At 44.7% G+C, this 17,474-nt stretch carries 16 protein-coding genes, 1 tRNA gene, 1 other RNA gene and 1 pseudogene; 12 read left to right on the top strand and 7 right to left on the bottom strand.

The annotated features are described in order from the left end of the window. Positions 1-759, top strand: a 759-nt coding sequence (locus tag F6K20_RS01525) for an amidohydrolase (protein ID WP_287293449.1), incomplete at its 5' end; no start/stop codon positions are given. 141 nt (positions 760-900) lie between these two features. Here F6K20_RS01525 and mgtE read toward each other — a convergent pair. Then, on the bottom strand, positions 901-2,292 hold the full coding sequence (gene mgtE, locus F6K20_RS01520) for a magnesium transporter (RefSeq protein WP_287254044.1): 1,392 nt from the start codon (positions 2,290-2,292) through the stop codon (positions 901-903). 753 nt (positions 2,293-3,045) lie between these two features. Between mgtE and F6K20_RS01515 the strand changes: the two genes are divergently transcribed. The 7 genes from F6K20_RS01515 (at position 3,046) to F6K20_RS01485 (ending at position 7,951) form a co-directional block, all read left to right on the top strand. Then, the gene (locus tag F6K20_RS01515; protein WP_008182847.1) at positions 3,046-3,906 is read left to right on the top strand and encodes an RNA-guided endonuclease InsQ/TnpB family protein; all 861 of its coding nucleotides are present in this window, start codon (positions 3,046-3,048) and stop codon (positions 3,904-3,906) included. Next, positions 3,872-4,294, top strand: coding sequence for an RNA-guided endonuclease InsQ/TnpB family protein (locus F6K20_RS01510; RefSeq protein ID WP_353736710.1), 423 nt, complete (start codon positions 3,872-3,874; stop codon positions 4,292-4,294). Before F6K20_RS01515 ends, F6K20_RS01510 begins: the two co-directional genes overlap by 35 nt. Before the next feature lie 206 nt (positions 4,295-4,500). Next, a complete protein-coding gene (locus tag F6K20_RS01505; RefSeq protein ID WP_287247558.1) occupies positions 4,501-5,088 on the top strand; it encodes a Panacea domain-containing protein in 588 nt (195 codons plus the stop codon). Continuing rightward, positions 5,060-5,452, top strand: a complete 393-nt coding sequence (locus tag F6K20_RS01500; RefSeq protein ID WP_044492303.1) for a hypothetical protein — start codon at positions 5,060-5,062, stop codon at positions 5,450-5,452. Before F6K20_RS01505 ends, F6K20_RS01500 begins: the two co-directional genes overlap by 29 nt. A gap of 147 nt (positions 5,453-5,599) precedes the next feature. Next, positions 5,600-6,042: RNase P RNA component class A (gene rnpB / locus F6K20_RS01495), an RNA gene on the top strand. An 89-nt stretch (positions 6,043-6,131) separates the two neighbouring features. Continuing rightward, positions 6,132-6,845 (top strand): ribonuclease III, encoded by a 714-nt coding sequence (rnc, locus tag F6K20_RS01490; protein WP_287265804.1) that lies wholly within the window; start codon positions 6,132-6,134, stop codon positions 6,843-6,845. Then, positions 6,842-7,951: a Gfo/Idh/MocA family protein gene (locus F6K20_RS01485; RefSeq protein WP_287265803.1), complete on the top strand. Its 1,110-nt coding sequence runs from the start codon at positions 6,842-6,844 to the stop codon at positions 7,949-7,951. Before rnc ends, F6K20_RS01485 begins: the two co-directional genes overlap by 4 nt. A 27-nt stretch (positions 7,952-7,978) precedes the next feature. Here the strand turns inward: F6K20_RS01485 and F6K20_RS01480 are convergent, their stop codons facing one another. The 3 genes from F6K20_RS01480 to F6K20_RS01470 all read right to left on the bottom strand — a co-directional run bounded on the left by F6K20_RS01480 (position 7,979) and on the right by F6K20_RS01470 (position 10,175). Next, a complete protein-coding gene (locus F6K20_RS01480) occupies positions 7,979-8,974 on the bottom strand; it encodes a tyrosine-type recombinase/integrase (protein WP_287265801.1) in 996 nt (331 codons plus the stop codon). Between the two features lie 318 nt (positions 8,975-9,292). Then, the gene (locus F6K20_RS01475; RefSeq protein ID WP_008179972.1) at positions 9,293-9,733 is read right to left on the bottom strand and encodes an NUDIX hydrolase; all 441 of its coding nucleotides are present in this window, start codon (positions 9,731-9,733) and stop codon (positions 9,293-9,295) included. Then, positions 9,723-10,175, bottom strand: coding sequence for a hypothetical protein (locus tag F6K20_RS01470; RefSeq protein ID WP_008179970.1), 453 nt, complete (start codon positions 10,173-10,175; stop codon positions 9,723-9,725). The genes F6K20_RS01475 and F6K20_RS01470 overlap by 11 nt, the downstream gene beginning before the upstream one ends. 190 nt (positions 10,176-10,365) lie before the next feature. Between F6K20_RS01470 and F6K20_RS01465 the strand changes: the two are divergent. The 4 genes and pseudogenes from F6K20_RS01465 to F6K20_RS01450 form a co-directional block, all read left to right on the top strand. After that, positions 10,366-10,611, top strand: a pseudogene (locus tag F6K20_RS01465) (tetrahydrofolate dehydrogenase/cyclohydrolase catalytic domain-containing protein); the annotation flags it as partial. Positions 10,612-11,025: 414 nt separating this feature from the next. After that, positions 11,026-11,964, top strand: a complete 939-nt coding sequence (locus F6K20_RS01460) for a hypothetical protein (RefSeq protein ID WP_287257103.1) — start codon at positions 11,026-11,028, stop codon at positions 11,962-11,964. A 647-nt stretch (positions 11,965-12,611) separates the two neighbouring features. Beyond that, complete coding sequence (locus F6K20_RS01455) at positions 12,612-14,675, top strand: GAF domain-containing sensor histidine kinase (RefSeq protein ID WP_008188387.1); 2,064 nt, start codon at positions 12,612-12,614, stop codon at positions 14,673-14,675. A gap of 145 nt (positions 14,676-14,820) precedes the next feature. Then, a complete protein-coding gene (locus F6K20_RS01450) occupies positions 14,821-16,500 on the top strand; it encodes an ABC1 kinase family protein (RefSeq protein WP_287247537.1) in 1,680 nt (559 codons plus the stop codon). A gap of 98 nt (positions 16,501-16,598) precedes the next feature. Here the strand turns inward: F6K20_RS01450 and F6K20_RS01445 are convergent, their stop codons facing one another. The 3 genes from F6K20_RS01445 to F6K20_RS01435 all read right to left on the bottom strand — a co-directional run bounded on the left by F6K20_RS01445 (position 16,599) and on the right by F6K20_RS01435 (position 17,424). Beyond that, positions 16,599-16,730: a hypothetical protein gene (locus tag F6K20_RS01445; protein WP_287247535.1), complete on the bottom strand. Its 132-nt coding sequence runs from the start codon at positions 16,728-16,730 to the stop codon at positions 16,599-16,601. After that, positions 16,722-16,794 (bottom strand) — tRNA-Glu (locus F6K20_RS01440). Before F6K20_RS01440 ends, F6K20_RS01445 begins: the two co-directional genes overlap by 9 nt. Before the next feature lie 81 nt (positions 16,795-16,875). Further along, positions 16,876-17,424, bottom strand: coding sequence for an NYN domain-containing protein (locus F6K20_RS01435; protein ID WP_008188389.1), 549 nt, complete (start codon positions 17,422-17,424; stop codon positions 16,876-16,878). Positions 17,425-17,474 lie beyond the last annotated feature (50 nt).

Genomic DNA, 17,474 nt, shown 5'->3' with positions numbered 1-17,474 from the left:
TCTCAAGGTGCAAACTGGATTGTTAAAGATGGGGGCATGAAGGATGTCAGTGCTATCTTTGGTCTTCACGTTTTCCCATCAATTCCAGCAGGGTCTATTGGTATCCGCTATGGGGCATTAACAGCAGCAGCGGATGATTTAGAAATCGTAATTATGGGAGAATCCGGTCATGGAGCTCGCCCTCACCAAGCTATTGACGCGATTTGGATTGCTGCCCAGGTGATTACCACCCTCCAACAAGCTATTAGTCGCACCCAGAACCCATTACACCCGATGGTCTTGACAATTGGACAAATTAGTGGTGGGCGAGCTCCGAATATTATTGCTGACCAAGTCCGCCTAGTAGGAACAGTGCGATCGCTTCATCCCCAAACCTATGCTGGCCTACCCGATTGGATTGAAAAGATTGTGGCCAATGTCTGTAATGCTTATGGCGCTCGCTATCACATCAACTATCAGCGGGGAGTACCATCAGTACAAAATGACCTAGCCTTAACTCAGTTGTTGGAAGCAGCAGCTAAGGAAGCTTGGGGAAGCGATCGCGTTTCAATCATACCGGAAGCCTCTATGGGTGCAGAAGATTTCTCGGTTTATCTACAACACGCTCCTGGCAGCATGTTCCGCCTCGGGGTTGGATTCCAAAATAAACTAAACTACCCACTGCACCATCCTCTGTTTGCCGTGGATGAATCGGCCATTGTTACCGGTGTAGTTACTCTCGCTTATGCGATTTATAAGTACTGGCACCAGGACTGTTAATTATAACGTTAATTGACAGTTAATTGTACAGTTAATTTTAGCGATTTGCCAGTGTTTTAAGTACATATTATGTTTTTTTGTTCCCTGTTCCCTGTTCCCTGTTGCCTTTTGCCTTTTGCCTTTTGCCTTTTGCCTTTGATGCTAAAGTCCTAAGACTGATTTAGCAATATTGAAATAAATCAACACACCCAAGACATCAACAACTGTTGTAATGAATGGTGCGGACATCAGAGCTGGGTCTAAGCCTAGGTGACGGAACAGAAACGGTAGGGCTGAACCGGCAATTGATGCTAAAAGTGCGATCGCAATCAGACTCACTCCCACCGAGAGGGCTACTGACAAATCTCCTTGTAACCAGTAAGCCCATCCCGTAGCCATCGTACCCAGAATTACTCCTAGTAATAACCCCGCCAGTGCCTCTCGCCCAATCACTTGACCGGGGCCTAAGTCACGAATTTCATCAGTATTCAAGCCGCGAATCACCACCGTAGAAGACTGAGCTCCCACATTCCCACCAGTGCCAGTGAGTAAAGGGATAAAAGCTGCTAGGGCAACAACCTGCTGCAAAATAGACTCTTGAGACTTTATGATCGTACCCGTAACCGTATTAGTGAGTAACAAGACAAATAACCAAACTACCCGTCGGCGGGCAACTGTGAATAAATTGGTTTGAAAATAATTATCCCCCTCCGATTGGACACCACCACCGACCGCGTACATATCTTCTGTTGCTTCCTGCTCCAAGATATCAATCACATCATCCACAGTGACAATACCCACTAGACGCTGCTCCCGGTCAACCACTGGTACAGCCAGGAAATCATAGCGTTGGATCATCCGTGCTACCTCTTCCTGGTCTGCATAGGTATAGACATATACCACATCACGAGTCATAATTTCACCCATGGTGGTCTCGGTGGCAGAAATCACCAAATCCCGCAGGGAAACAATCCCAGTCAAATGTCGAGAGTTATCAGTTATATAGAGGTAATATACGACTTCCGAGGCTTTGGCTAAGCTACGAATCTGCTCTAAGGTCTCGGTAACTGTCAAGTTTTCCTTAAGGGAAATATATTCAGGGGTCATGATTCGCCCTGCTGTTCCATCCTCATACCCCAAGAGCAGGGCTGTGGCTCGGCGTTCTTTGGGACTTAACTGTGACTGCAAGCGTCGGACGACCTTAGCTGGTAACTCATCAAACAACCTGGCTCGATCATCTGGCGACATCTTGTCTACGATATCCAGTACCTCCTGATGTTTAAACTTCTCAATTAGAGACTGTTGGACACTGGAGTCAAGATTTTCATACACCTCAATGGCCTCAGATTTAGACAATAAGCGGAAGGCAATCACTTGCATTGCTTCCGGTAATCCTTCAATCGCTTCCGCAATGTCTACTGGTTGTACTGGTACCAGCACTTGCTTAGCACCCTGAAGATTACCTTGCTCCAGCAGTATCTGCAGCTGAGAACGCACCAGCTGTCGCAGTTCACTACGCGAGATTGTCTGGAGGGAAATTTGGTTTTCAGTCAATGTAAACCCTCCTCTTGAGTAGGTTTTACTTGTTTGTTAGTGCTGACTCAAGTCTAGATGCTTTTGGACTTGTTCCAAGACTCATTGGTAATTGGTAATTGGTAATTGGTAATTAGTACTTGGTAATTAGTAATTGGTAATTGGTAATTGGTAATTGGTAATTGGTAATTAGTACTTGGTAATTAGTCGAAAATCAATAAATAAATGAAATTATATTAAGAAATGTAAAATACGAACCATCTTTACTGCTGATCAGGTTTGAGTTAACTTAACCAAAGTTAACACAGTTACTCAAAGGTTTGTTTCTTAATTGGTAGCTCACCCAACTATCCTTGATTGAATTCCGATATTCAGCCATGACACTACTTGAGCGATCTTTGTTAAAGAGTATTTTTAACGCAATAGTTATTTGAGAGTGATCCCATCACCCTAGATTTCCCTGTAGGTGATCCAGCCCGGGGGTAATTAATTTGTGAACAAAAATCGTGAAATTCTTTCCCTTCTTACCCCTCTCTCCCTCTTCTGGTGTTTCACCACTCAAATCGGATTGCTATCGATCAGCAGCTTAGTAGTATAATTGTACTATTGAATTAGTTTAGGTTATCAGGAATCAACGATGCTGAAAACCCCGCGTCCTTAGACCGGGGATGAAAGCGAGATAGCTCGCTTTTAGCCGTGAAAAAAATATTTGGAAAGTTCCTAAATTTTATGCTATGTATTGTATACTAAATTAGTAGCAATAGGTCGATACTAATGATAGTTTTAGAGTTCAAAGCATACGGCAAGCAGAGACAATATTCAGCCATAGATGAGGCGATTAGAACGGCTAAGTTTATTCGCAATAGCTGCATTCGCTATTGGATGGACAATAAAGGGGTCAATAAATACGATCTCAACAAATATTGCACTGTCCTAGCAAAACAGTTGACCTTTGCCAATGAGCTGAACTCTATGGCTCGTCAGGCAAGTGCTGAACGAGCCTGGTCATCAATCGTCCGCTTCTACGATAACTGTAAGAAAAAAGTACCCGGCAAGAAAGGGTTTCCACGATTCAAGAAACATTGTCGCTCAGTAGAGTATAAGACTTCAGGATGGAAGCTATGTCCTGATAAAAAGTCAATCATCTTTAGTGACTTGAAGGGAATCGGGAAACTCAAACTCAAGGGTACATGGGACTTGTGGCGCTTCGACAAGAAGCAGATCAAGAGAGTCAGGATAGTCCGTCGAGCTGATGGATACTATGTCCAATTCTGCGTTCAGGTTGACATTAATGAACCTGTTCCAGCTACAGGTAACACCATTGGCTTAGACGTTGGACTAAAGGATTTCTACACAGATTCTAACGGAGATGCTGAACCTAATCCCAGGTTCTACAGAAAAGGTGAAAAGCGCCTAAAATTATATCAACGTCAAGTTTCCCGGAAAAAGAAAGGCTCATCCAATCGCAAGAAAGCGATTAATAGGCTAGGTAAGACACACCTCAAAATAAGTAGGCAACGTCAAGAACATGCCAAGAGACTGGTTAGAAGTTACCGCAAGAAGAGTGCAGCCTTTATAGTTGATAGGCTATGCATCAAAGGTGGCAGGTTTTGTTGTAAGGCTGCACTCTTCTAAGGTTTCGTCTCCGGCACGTTGCGTAGTCCGGTCAAACGACCTGGTAGCCTATGAAGACTTGAGGGTTAAGAATATGGTAAAAAATCATTGTCTTGCTAAGTCTATTAATGATGCAGGTTGGTATCAATTCAGGAAATGGATAGAACACTTTGGCGCTAAGTTTGGCAAGATAACTGTTGCAGTCAACCCTGCCTACACAAGCCAAAACTGCTCCAATTGTGGTGAAACAGTCAAGAAATCTCTATCAACTAGAACCCACGTCTGTCAGTGTGGTTGCTCCCTAGACAGAGACCATAACGCTGCAATCAACATCCTTGAACAAGCCTTAGGTACGGTGGGGCACACCGGAACCTGGATCATAGATCCGTTCGCGCAGCGGAGGCCGTAGGCCACGCTACGCGAACGGGTCTCCCGAAACGCTTTGGGAGAATCGGCCTCTACTCTTTCTGGTTCCGGCCTGACTGAGCAAGCTGACTCGTTGAGCAAAGAATCCCCGCGTATGCGCGACCGGGGAGTGTCAAAATGATAAGCACAAGCAATTATTATAAATTGCTATCATTGAAGGTTATTTAAATTAGATTTGCGAGTCTAACTATGGTTGATTGTCTCAATGCGGCTCGCTATTTCATCGTAAAAGCTTACGATGATGGCATGGAAGCTGAAATGACCAACATGAAGCTTCAAAAGCTTCTGTACTATGCACAAAGTTTACATCTAGCCCTTTACGATCAGCCATTGTTTGATGAAGAAATTCAAGCATGGCGATACGGTCCTGTGTGCCCTAGTGCTTACAGGTTTTACAGTGAGTTTGAAGCTAAGCAATTACCTATCCCTAAAAAAGACTTCCTCTCAAATATCCCTGATGAGAAGATAGAGCTTCTAGAAGAAACTTGGGAATATTTTGGTGGCTATCATGCTTTTCGACTTAGTAATATGACCCACTGCGAGTTTCCTTGGCAAAAAGCTCGCAAAGGTTTACGATCTGACGCTAGCTCAACTGAGCCCATTATTCTTGAGGATATGAAAGCATTAGGTAAGCAGAAACTTGATGAAATAGAACGTGAGCACCCCGCATATGAATCGGTGATGTCAAAAGTTTTGGAGGACGCTTTTGCTTCATCATCTTCAAATCTTATTGGTAAAGGAGAAGTGAGTGACTGGATCAAATCCCTTCTCGATTGACACTGAAAACTCACAGAATTTTTATCGTTCTTTGAAAAAACTTGCCAAAGATCACAAAGTTCACAAAAATAGCTTTTTTTTGCTTGTCACGCAAGTCCTAGACAATTTAATAGAGAACCCATATCCTAGAAATTCCCGTCAAGAACCTTTCCCAAAAACGAGTAAGTTACCTGAAGGATGGACATTTCATAAGCTTGAGTTGAAGTTTGGCCAAGGCGCTTCTGGACAAATCAGATTGATGTATTTAGTTAATACAAGTAAATCAGTTATCAAACTTGTTTGGATTTACAGTCATAAACAGTTCACAAAACGCCCTGATGACAAAGATCTTAGGAGTGTAATCCAACAAATTCTAGAGGATTAGCTTTTGCGTTCGCGCAGCGGCTCCAACGTCCCATCGCATTTCCCTAGTTGCTGCTCCTGGGACAGATAATGCTCTGTGCCTCTAAATTGACTCTAACTCCAGCAGCTAACAACCAACTGCTAATCAAGTCTAAACTAGAGTAGAGAGAAAGTAGGCGCAGGTGGTTGCGGATTCGCATTTTTCTGCGAGTCTGAGGAAAGTCCGGGCTCCCGAAAGACCAAACTTGCTGGGTAACGCCCAGTGCGGGTGACCGTGAGGATAGTGCCACAGAAACATACCGCCGATGGGAAGGATAAAGGTAGAAGGCTCCAGGAAGAATAAATTCTTCCGGCCTTTTTCCTGATTCTTTCACAGGTAAGGGTGCAAAGGTGTGGTAAGAGCGCACCAGCAGCATCGAGAGGTGCTGGCTCGGTAAACCCCGGTTGGGAGCAAGGTCGAGAGGAACTACGGTTGGTCTTTTACCAGTTCCGGATATGGAGAACCGCATGAGGCGTCTGGTAACAGCCGTCCTAGATAGATAACCACCCTCTTTAGTAGCTTTTTCATTGTTGCTAGGGAGAACAGAACCCGGCTTATGTCCGACTTTCTCTCAATTTAGCTATTAGTCGTTAGTAATGAGTACTCCCAGCAGACTCTGGTTAGTCACAAAGGACTTTCCGACTCACGACAACAGACACCCATGACCATCAAAGATCCCCGTCGTCAGAAACAATTAGAGAAGTTAGTTCAAAAGTTAGGACTATCTAAAACTACAGCTGTGAATTGGTCGTTGCTAGATTTAGCACTGACTCATTGTAGTATCTCAGCAGAAGACAACTATGAGCAGTTGGAGTTTGTTGGTGATGCTGTAATACGTTTAGCTAGCTCAGAATGGCTATGGGAAAATTATCCCAACTCTTCCGTTGGTGAGTTTGCTGCCATTCGTTCCGTACTGGTAAGCGATCGCATTCTGTCTCAACTCGCTCGCAGCTATGGTCTAGAGCGTTATTTACTCGTTTCCAATAGTGCCGCTGGGGACAAAGTTGGCGAAACATCCCGCTTAGCTGATGCCTTTGAAGCAATATTGGGAGCATTATATTTAAGTACCCATACCCTAGAATTAGTCCGTCCTTGGCTAGACCCTCACTTACAAAAACTCACTACTGAAATTCGTCAAGACCCTGCCCGCCAAAACTACAAAGATGCTCTTCAGGAATGGACTCAAGCTCACTACAAACTGCTCCCAAAGTATCATCTGACCGAAAACCTACAAGTGCATGGGGCAAACAACCGCTTCACTGCCCAAGTCTGGCTACAAAATCGACAATTAGGTGAAGGTACAGGAAGATCGAAAAAAGCTGCGGAACAAGCAGCAGCCAAACAGGCATTTCTGGAATTGAGAGGGCAAAAATGAAACAAACCGGAGTAGCCATATTGGGAGCAGGTCGCTGGGGGAAACACTTGGTCAGGAATTTCTTGGCACACCCTGATGCTTGCTTAGTAGCAGTGGTTGATCCATACCCAGAAACCTTGGCAGCTATTAAAGATAAATATAACCTAGCTCCTGAGGTACGTTTAGCAACAGATTGGGAATCGATACAGTATCTCCCAACAATTGAGGCAGTGGTAATTGCTACTCCAGCAGTTACCCATTACACCCTAATTAAGGATGCTCTACAGCAGGGGAAACACGTCCTAGCAGAAAAACCCTTAACCCTTGATGTGGCTGAGTGTCTAGAATTGTGCCACCTGGCTCAAGAAAACCAGCGACAACTCATGGTTGACCATACCTATCTATTTCACCCAGCGGTCAAGCGTGCTCAAGAGGTTGTCAACTCAGGATGCTTAGGAGACTTACGCTATGGATACGCCGCCCGTACTAACTTAGGACCAGTACGTCAAGATGTAGATTCTCTCTGGGATTTAGCTATTCACGATATTGCTATTTTCAACCATTGCTTAGGACAGCTACCTGTTCAAGTTCAAGCTAATGGTAGGGTGTGGCTACAGTTTCAAAAAGAGTTTCAAGTTAGCAATTCTTCAAGTATAACAAATAACCTACCCTACGGGAACGCCAAATGCGAACAACCTTCAACTCCTCAAGGACTAGCTGACTTAGTTCAGGTCACACTTAGCTATCCCACTGGCTTCCAAGCATTTATTCATCTGTGCTGGCTCAATCCAGATAAACAGCGGCGGCTTGGGATTGTAGGAACACAGGGAACCTTGATTTTTGATGAAATGGTTGCCCAAGCACCCCTAACTATCCAACATGGTTATTTTGAACAGAACGGGGAGTATTTTATCCCTGCTGGTCAACATCGTGAAGTTCTTGATCTCGAATCACTTGAACCACTTTATTCAGTATGCGATCGCTTTATTAACAGTCTCCGCTTGTCCCAACCTTCATCAATATCATCTGGCTGGGTTGGTGCTCAATTGGTACAGATTCTCACTTGTTTAAGCCAATCCCTTCACCAAGGAGGAGTGCCAGTTACTGTTCCCCAGTTGCCGAAATAATTAGCTATTAATTTCCTCTCTAGATGATCACGACAGGTTAATTCCCAGCTTCAATGCTGGATTATTTTCCCAGCGATCCGCTACATGGGCATAAATACAAGTTGTTCTGGGATCAGCATGTCCCAACAAATCTTGCACTTGCCGTAACTCAGCACCAGAACGCAGAGCTAACGTACCTGCCGTATGTCTCAAGCTATGGGCTGATATAGTTCTTCCTGGTGTTTGCTTAAGGTTAGTTTGCTCAAGATAGCTATCTACAACTAGCCGAATCCCCCGCCGGGAAATCCGCTTGCCACCCGCCCTGTTTCCAACAGCTATAAATAGAGGACTGGATGGTTTGACCACTTCCCCATTTTCTGCCCTTGCTTCGAGATAAGCCATCAGTAACTCAGCAAGATCTGGTGTTAATGGCACTATTCTAATATTACGCTTCCCTTCGACCCGAATTCCTAAATTACCCCCCTGCTTAACTACATCAGAGACATTTGCCCGATGTAACTCAATGCTACGGGGACCTTCTAATATCATGATTGCCAGCAGAAGTTTATCCCGCTTTGCCTTAAGGCTACCATCATTCACTATAGCTGCTAACAACTTCTCAACTTCAGGCTTTTCCAAATAGGTAATCCTTGCCGCCGGGTCCAGCTTTTCCCGTGGCGGTTTCACCCCAAGGGCTGGATTGATAGTAATCAGTCCTTTTTCCACAGCAGCTTGATAAAAACGCTTGACAACTGACAACTTGAGTGATACCGTCGCTGGCTTAAATTTTTTAGTGTCTACCATCCAGCGGCGGTAACGCTTAATGTCGTCTTTAGTAACTGCGGCTGGATGAAGATTTATGCGATCGCACCAGTTCACAAATTGCTGAACCTGGCGGCGGTAGGTATTCACGGTATCAGCTGCAGCATCTCCTGCTGCCACATCGATATCCAGGAAATCAGCAAAAGCTTCTAGTAGGTTTGCTGTAGTAATGGTCAGCTGGTCAGGTTGAAGGGTGATGTGGTTTGGGGTATGAGTATCCACGGTTCCATGAACGTGAAGTTGTTAAGCATCTAGTGTTATTATAGCCTATTTAATACTGATAAGCACTGTTACCGGAATTATTTAACCAATTAAAGGCAATTCATCAATCGCTTTTTAGTCGCGGTTGTGCAAAGAAATGCCCAAGATCACAAAAAGGACAACAAGCATGCTCGATCGCGCAACGTGACCTATGGTCAATCATGCTGTGTTGTCCGTGAAAGGTTGAAGGTTTAAGGTTATCCAGTTGTTCGCCTTTGGCCCTGGGTTTAGGGTAGGTGATCTGGTTGTTCTTGCCCAGGTTTCCGGTTAAAAGGGCGCTTATACCAAGCTCGATCGCTTCTCCAGAAAATCCAGTAGAATACGCTGATGAGCAGGACCAAGGGGTCGCACTTGACCAGCCTTGGCAGAATAAGACTCCCCCTGGCGAATCTGCTCAGGAGTCAACAACCCCATATCCCAGCCTTCCCCTAAGACCAATTGTGAGACTTCCACGGTCAGGGGTACTGCAAAAACATGACGTAACACATGGGGTTCAGGATAATGGCCAAACAAAGATGCTGAGGGTAGTGCATAGCTAATTTCTTCCAGCAATTCCCGCCTGAGAGCTTCGATTGGGGTTTCTCCGGGTTCTATGTGCCCCCCAAATAAACCCCACAAACCGGGGTAAAGAATACCAGGAATATTGTCCCGTAGCTGCATCAGAAACTGACCTTGCCGATAGAGAATAGCGATCGCTACTTGAACTTGCTTACTGCTCATCTGTGGGTCTTGGAAGTAAGGGGGACTTGGGTTGATAGACTTGCCGTTGTAGCTGCTCAAGCTCTTGAATAAAGAATTCACCCAAATCTTGTCCAGCAATGGGAATGCTTTGAAATTGAGCCTTACCGTGGATCAAGACTTGATCACCGATATTGGGCAAAGTTCCCTGAGAGACTACCCAAATGGTACTAGTTGCATCTTTGAGTTCATAAGCATTCGCATCTAAAAGTGGTGCTTGATTAGTAACTTTACCCCGAAGGTAGACTGTATCGATAGTATTCTGATTTTGTGGTATTTCACCGATTTTTGTGACCTTTACACCAGGGTAGCTAATATTAAGCTGATGAATGCCATTATGGGCTAAGGGACTACAGCCAACAGTCCCGGCTCCTACAAGTAAAACCCAAAACGGTAAAAGAGTTGACCAATACTTAGTTGGCATATTGAAATCCTATGATGTTTTCAGTTGTCAGTTGCCAATGAACTCTGTTTGGAGGAGTGAAAAAGGAAGTAGGTTGAAACTTGAATGTTCGTTCCCCAGCCTAAGGTAAGTCGCTCCATGCATCTACAATGTTCTAACCCAAGTAGGCAGCATCTGTACACCCGTCTACACTGTTTAACCCAATTGACCAATGACGAACATACTCGATGGTAAGACCATAGCTAAAAAAATTCAGACCCAGCTGCAAGAACAGACACAGAAGCTGATGTTGAAACATGGACGACCTCCTGGATTAGCAGTGTTGATGGTAGGTGACAACCCTGCTAGCGCTGCCTATGTTCGTAATAAGGAACGTGCCTGTGCTAAGGTGGGCATTGCTTCATTTGGTCGTCATTTTCCCAGTAACACCTCCCAAACAGAACTCGAGAACAGCATCTATAAACCTCCTGCTCACAGCCTTTATTTTTTCATCTTTTCAGGCAGTAGTCAATGCTCACCATGTCAATTCCCTGCAAACCAATCAAAGATTTGCGGTGCGACCTGAAGGCGCGACCCAAGGCCGGGGAACCCGGCCTTGGGTCGCGCACTACCATGGGAATTTAATTCGACGACTGTAAGCGCACCGGGAGAGTTGATCGAGTATGGTTTTCCGGGACTGGTAGGGGGAATAAAAAAAACTGTGTACCTCATGATTCTGATAATTACTATATCCACCTGGGTTTTAGCAGTGGTCTCCACGGGGCAAGAAAAATTAACAATACATGCACTAATGGAAGATCCTGGTACTCTAAAGGGAAAAACTATATTAAGTAAAGTCAAACACACTAATCCAATGTCATAGCTAAAAAAAATGTCTGGTACCATGGAAGATATTGCTAGACAAGCCCACCAGGGTAGCGTGGTGGCAATTATTCAAACACTGAATGAACGATTAGCCGATTTTGGGGTGAGAACTAGAGCCATTCTGGCTGATGGCGTATTGCAAGTTTTGTGTGAAGCAGCAAAACCGGAACAGCTGGAACAATCGATTCTAGTCAGTCAAATCCAGGAAATTCTGGAAGAAATTTCACCGCGTAACATTCGTCGTGTCAGGATCAACAGCCGCATCGTGCGAGAGGAACAATTACTCTGGTTAGAAGAAATTAGCCGTGACCCAGACAATCAGCTGTTGTGGTACGAAGACATAACCCTTACTAGGCCAAATTTCTTCAAGCAACTGGCTCAAACCTTCAACAATCGCCAAAACCTACCGAGCCAGCAACTGGCTCTAACACCAGGATTTTCCCGTCAACTGAGCCAAAAAAAACTACCGAGTCAGCAACTGGTCTTACCGCCAGCTTCTTACAGTCAACTACGTAAAAAAGGTCGATTGCGGCAAGGTGTTGTGATTGGGTTAGGTTTGGGTTTATTCCTGATCCTAGTAGGTTGGTTACTGAATGATTGGTTTGGGAGGGAAATCGAATCCCTAAACCCAACTCAAGCCGACCATTCGGCAAAAGACCCAGCCAATTCTTCTTCATCGGGATCTTCTAGTAATCCAGACCCCCCCTTTACTCGGGACCCCTTTACTGAAGCAATGCGCCTAGCTCAAGAAGCAGCGGCAGCAGGTGAAAGTGTCGAAACCTCAGCTCAATGGTTAGATGTGGCAGCTAAGTGGGAACGGGCATCAAATCTAATGGAGACGGTAAAACCTGATGACCAACGCTACCAGATAGCTCGTTATCGGGTTATACTTTATCGAAAAAACAGTGAGGAAGCTCAAAAACAAGCTAGAAAGAAGCGCTCCTAGTAGTGTTGAATTGAAGTTTTAAATCAGTTTTGTTTAAAAAACGGTATAAAAAGGTGCTCAAGGTGTTTAAGGTGTTCAAAGTGAATCTATTTCAATCCCAGGGGAGATATCTGGAGTTTCTCAATTCTCTCCTGGGTTTCCAGGTACTACTAGTCTACCCAACTCAGAGGCACGCGCCTTTTGGGATTTTTACGCTCTGTGCCTTAGGTCGAAACTCCAACAAGCCCTCATCCAATCTACCGATCAGAATTAATTGGGTAGACGAATTTCGAGCAGTAACCATTGTTGATATCGTGGTGCGCGCCCGTTCGCGCCCCGCGTCGGCTTTGCCGATAGGCGCGCCTCCTAGGCCGGGGAACCCGGCCTAGGAGGCGCGCACCTAAAGCGAATTTAATTACGGGTCAAGCTCACCGGGGACGAGTTTAACTCAACTGTGACGATTACATGATGCAAGTTGTGCCACCGACCCACAGCTTCTCCTCTAACCAGCAGTGATGATTGAACGGGTGTGTAGGTCGGTTGTCGTAAAAAACTCCAATCTCTTGATCAAAAGCACTCTGATGCCGGGAACACTAATCCTAGCGAGATTACTGTTTTAACAGTTGCTCTAGTCAAGACCAGTATTCACAAGTTGTGCAACTAGCATAATGGATGCAGAAAGCGCGATTTTTGCCCCAAGAGTAAATTCCATCAAGTCCCGTCTCTCAGGTACATTTGAACCAACCTTTAGCCAGGAACATCAGGGTTCACTCATGCCTTACCCGACAGAGTTAGCTCAGATCGGGCAACAAATTGCTAAGACTATACTAAATACCTCAGAAACGCAAACTCTGTTGGCCATGCTGGCCAAGGCTATAGGAGAGAGTTTTCAGGTGGATAGCTGTTTAATTGGGGGGCTGGCTAACCCTAGCACTACACCCCAACTAGCCTGGTGGCGTGCTGATCAACACCTCGACCCAGAACACCGATACTACAAAAATCCAGTGCAACTGCTGGAACTCTTAACCACAGAGGATGACTTAGGCAGTGACTCAGTACTGGCAATTTCAGATTGGCAAAAATCCGATGCTTGGTCTAACTTAGATTTGGGTGAAGAAGTGCTATCTGCCAGGGCAATACTGAAGACCTCCACAAAGTTTCAGTCTGTAGTCAACGGGGTAATTGTTTTAGGAAAAGCCCAGCCTTACCAATGGACAAAGACAGAGCAAGAACAGTTAATTGTTGTATCCCAATGGGTATCAGTAGCAATTTCTCAAGTTCAGCTAACCCACCAAGTGAAGGCGGCTACTCGAGACCAAACTCTGCTCAACCAATTGAGTCAAGTGATGCATAGCTCTCTCAATCTCCTGGAGATTTTCCAGATAGCTACCACGGCTGTTGCTGAAGCACTTCAGGTGTCACGGGCACTACTGCTACTCTTAGATGAAACGAATCCCCTTGGTTGCACTGTACCAGGACAGCATTCACCAAAACATGATCTGACAGTCGTTTGTGAATGGTTACAGGAAACCTCTACTACTGATCTATTTTCAAAAGGCGACGCACTGTTAAATAAATCCTTCCCAGTTTCTGAGTGTTCTTGGTACCAACAGGCTCTCAAGCAAGCCCCTGAACCGATAGTCATTACCCATAGACCAGATCACCCGATTGGTAAAGCTGACCACCAGAGCATCTCACTCCTAGATCAGGTCCTATTGCCAGGGTTACTGATCTGTCCTCTGGTTGGGGCAGATAATCATGGCTTGCTATCCGTTAAGGTTTTGGGGTTCTTGGTCTTGCAAAATAGTCAACCTCGCCCTTGGCTAGAAAATCAAATCAACTTGGTCAAGTGGGTCAGTACACAAGTTAGTAGCACTATTATCCAAAATCAGACTCTCCAGCAAGTACAATCCCTTGTTGAAGAACGCACGGCTCAGTTACAACATAGTCTGAAAGTTCAGGCAGAGTTATACGAAAGAACTCGCCAGCAAATGGGTCAGTTAAAAGAATTAAATCGGCTCAAAGACGAATTTCTCAGTAGCATGAATCATGAGTTGCGGACACCTTTGACTGCCATGAGTCTAGCGATTCGGATGTTACGTCAACCCAAACTTGATCTTGAGCGTCGTGCCAAATATCTAGAAATCCTTGAGCAACAGTGTAATCAAGAAATTGAGCTAATTAACGACCTGTTGAGTCTACAGCAGCTGGAATCTGACCAGTCCCAACTGCAGCTGCAAAGAATTGACCTGATGCCGATGATTAAGCACTTGGCTAAATCCTTTGAGTACAAATGGGCGCAGAAAGGCTTAACCTTAACAATCAATAGTTCACTACCATCGCTCTTGATCAACACCGACGCTGAGAGCCTTAACCGTATCTTGCTGGAACTTTTAACCAATGCTGGCAAGTATTCTCACCCAAATACTACAGTGGTGATCGAGGTAACTGAGCAAATCCAGCAATCGGTGAAGCAGATTGTGATGAGTTTGAGCAATATTGGTCAGGGCATCTCTCCAGAAGACCTCAGACATATTTTTGATAAATTCCATCGCGGTCAGGGGATGACCCAAAGAGCAGTTCAGGGTACTGGTTTGGGTCTAGCGCTAGTAAAATGCTTAGTGCAGCATCTCAATGGCACAGTAGATGTCTCCACTGGCCCGTCTGACACTCCTCGCACCTCTCGGGTATCTTTCACAATTACTCTGCCCCAGGTTCAATCTTTTATGTAAAACTTAGTCATTAGTAAGTAAGAAGGCAAAACTAATCACTAATGACTAATAGCTCGGAAGACTAACTGGGAAGAATAGGTATTAAAGTGGATATGATCTGATTTATACTCCCGGATTGAATAGGAGTAACTATGAATAGCTGAGTATGCTCACAACTGATGCGCCCAAGCCACCACGTTGGCAACAACCTAACTATTCTCCCCTGGCTCGCCAGATCGATATTTTTACTGCGGCAGCGCAGTTTATGGTTTATTTATGGTGGGACAAGGTATCGGCTAATAATTCCCCCAAGCAAAGAAATCGTCGAGCCCAGTGGTTAGTTAGAAAGCTCTTAGACTTAGGTCCAACGTTCATCAAGATTGGGCAGGCACTATCCACACGCCCTGATTTACTTAGCTTAGAATATGTGAATGCCTTGGCGCAATTACAAGATCGGATCCCAGAATTTAGTGTAACCGATGCTATAACTCTAATTGAATCAGAACTGGGTCACGACATTCATGGTTTGTATCGGGATTTTGAGCATTTTCCTCTAGCCGCTGCGAGTTTGGGACAAGTTCATAAAGCCCGATTGCACACCGGGGAAGATGTAGTCGTTAAGGTTCAGCGTCCTGGCTTAGAAAAGCTATTTAACCTAGATTTTGAGATTATCCATCGATTGATTCGTTTTGTCAATCGATTTGTTCCGGGAACCAGAAAATATGATTTGGATTCCATCACCCATGAGTTTTTTAACCTGCTCTATCAAGAAATTGACTACATCCATGAAGGGAAGAATGCTGAGAGTTTTCGTCAAAATTTCAGCAATTATGCTCGTATTAGTGTCCCGAAAGTCTACTGGCGATATACAACTAAAAAAGTTTTGACTATGGAGTATATGCCGGGGATTAAAATTGATGACCGTCAGAGCCTGGAATCCCTAGGCATAAATCCTAAAGAAATTATTCAGCTGGGAATTTGTTGCTACCTCAAGCAGTTATTACAAGATGGCTTTTTTCAGTCTGACCCTCATCCTGGAAATATGGCAGTCTCTGCAGAGGGCAGTCTGATTTTCTATGACTTTGGCACAATGCTGGAGGTCAAGTCCATGACTAAAGACCAAATGCTCCAGACTTTTTTTGCTGTACTGCGTAAGGACACTGATCAGGTCGTTAATAGTTTAACTTACATGGGGTTAATTGAACCCATGTCAGATCTCAAGCCAGTCAAGCGATTAGTTGCTTTCCTACTGGAAAAATTTACCGAAAAGCCCATAGAATTACAAGCTTTTGAGGAAATCAGTAGCGAACTTTACTTAATGTTTGAGCAGCAACCTTTTCGCCTACCAGCACAACTGACATTTATATTAAAGTCACTAACAACTCTTGATGGGATCGCTCGTTCCCTAGATCCCCAGTATAATTTGTTAGCTGCTACAGAGCCTTTTGTTAAAAGCCTGGCTGTTTTTCAAGGGCGGGGGAATATAGTGGGGGAACTAGCTAAACAAGCTAGGGATTTTGTGAAATATAACTTACGTAAGGCTAGCGCTACCGAACTAGCAATTCGACGCTTAGAAGAGCGGCTCGAGCTGGGAGAGTTACAATTGCGGGTGCGTTCTGTAGAAAGCGATCGCACTCTCAAGCAGATCACCCTTGCTCTAAAAAGCCTAATTTATGCTTGTTTAACTGGATTTACTCTGGTAGCCGGTACTATTTTCCTATCAGGTCCTTATAGTGGATGGGCGATAGCCGCCTTTGCCTTTTCCGCATTCTGGTTTTTGATTTTGCTGCGTTCTCTGATTAACTTAGCCATTAGAGAAAGACTGGATAGGTTAGCCCAAAGGTAGGCAATCATATCTTAAATCGCCTACCTTTAATTCTTGTATGTAAGCATTCAGCCGTCAGCCGTCAGTGCTCAGCCGTCAGCGGTCAGCCGTCAGCAGACTTAACTCAGATTAAACCAATGCTTACCTCTTTTATTAAAAAGCTGTTCGCGTAGCGTGCGCGTAGCGCTTAAGCTGATAGCTGATAGCTGAGTGCTTACTCTTGTATTTTTTTCTTGCTTATATACCCCCAAGGGAATTCGAATCCCTGTCGCCTCCGTGAAAGGGAGGTGTCCTAGGCCTCTAGACGATGGGGGCTTATTGATTTCACTTTTATAATAATAGTGGATATTTTGGTTTGTGTCAAGTGTTTGATCAGGAAATTTTTTTCCACTCCCCTTACTTGATACTATTTCGCAACTGTTCTAGGCGCTGCTGAGCCTTGGCATCCAAGGAATTGACTAAAAAACGACCACGAGAGGATTTCTGTGGTCGGTATTTGCGGCGGGTTCGACGAGCTGTGAATTCAACATCGCTGAGCAACTGCTGGCAAGACATGCATTGAGCACCATACCCGACAACAGTCAATTGCTGTGCCCGATCTGAGGTAGCGACGATCAGACGTTTAGTTGGTTGAACAAGGTTGGTTCTATAGGAGGCGCAAAATTTTTCGATGTAAGTGTCTGCTGTCTCCCCGAAATCGGTGTAGTAAACGGATAAATTATTAGTTATCACCTCACGACTGTTAGGGGTATTGAGTGAGTGAGCATCAAAGACAATCTCAGTGTCATAGCCAACAAAGGCACTGTAATTGGCTAGGGTCTCAATTAACTCTTGGCGAGAACTCAGCAGACCATCACGATCACGGGTATTTTTCAGGAAAGACCAAGAGCCAATGACGTTATAGCCATCAACTAGTAAAATAGCCAGCGGTGAAGAACAAGACATTTTCCATGGGATTATACTATTTACAGTCCCTATGGACTGCTCATATTGGC

The organism is Moorena sp. SIO2C4, assembly GCF_010672485.1.
Classification (GTDB): Bacteria; Cyanobacteriota; Cyanobacteriia; order Cyanobacteriales; family Coleofasciculaceae; genus Moorena; species Moorena producens.
This window is presented reverse-complemented; position numbering and strand designations above follow the sequence as displayed.

What these genes read in the sequence shown, in the direction of transcription:
- F6K20_RS01450 (WP_287247537.1), top strand. Translation starts at nt 14,821, where the DNA reads ATGCTCACAACTGATGCGCCCAAGCCACCACGTTGGCAACAACCTAAC.
- F6K20_RS01470 (WP_008179970.1), bottom strand. Translation starts at nt 10,175, where the DNA reads ATGCCAACTAAGTATTGGTCAACTCTTTTACCGTTTTGGGTTTTACTT.
- F6K20_RS01475 (WP_008179972.1), bottom strand. Translation starts at nt 9,733, where the DNA reads ATGAGCAGTAAGCAAGTTCAAGTAGCGATCGCTATTCTCTATCGGCAA.
- F6K20_RS01455 (WP_008188387.1), top strand. Translation starts at nt 12,612, where the DNA reads ATGGATGCAGAAAGCGCGATTTTTGCCCCAAGAGTAAATTCCATCAAG.
- F6K20_RS01505 (WP_287247558.1), top strand. Translation starts at nt 4,501, where the DNA reads ATGGTTGATTGTCTCAATGCGGCTCGCTATTTCATCGTAAAAGCTTAC.
- F6K20_RS01460 (WP_287257103.1), top strand. Translation starts at nt 11,026, where the DNA reads ATGTCTGGTACCATGGAAGATATTGCTAGACAAGCCCACCAGGGTAGC.
- F6K20_RS01515 (WP_008182847.1), top strand. Translation starts at nt 3,046, where the DNA reads ATGATAGTTTTAGAGTTCAAAGCATACGGCAAGCAGAGACAATATTCA.
- F6K20_RS01485 (WP_287265803.1), top strand. Translation starts at nt 6,842, where the DNA reads ATGAAACAAACCGGAGTAGCCATATTGGGAGCAGGTCGCTGGGGGAAA.
- F6K20_RS01435 (WP_008188389.1), bottom strand. Translation starts at nt 17,424, where the DNA reads ATGTCTTGTTCTTCACCGCTGGCTATTTTACTAGTTGATGGCTATAAC.
- rnc (WP_287265804.1), top strand. Translation starts at nt 6,132, where the DNA reads ATGACCATCAAAGATCCCCGTCGTCAGAAACAATTAGAGAAGTTAGTT.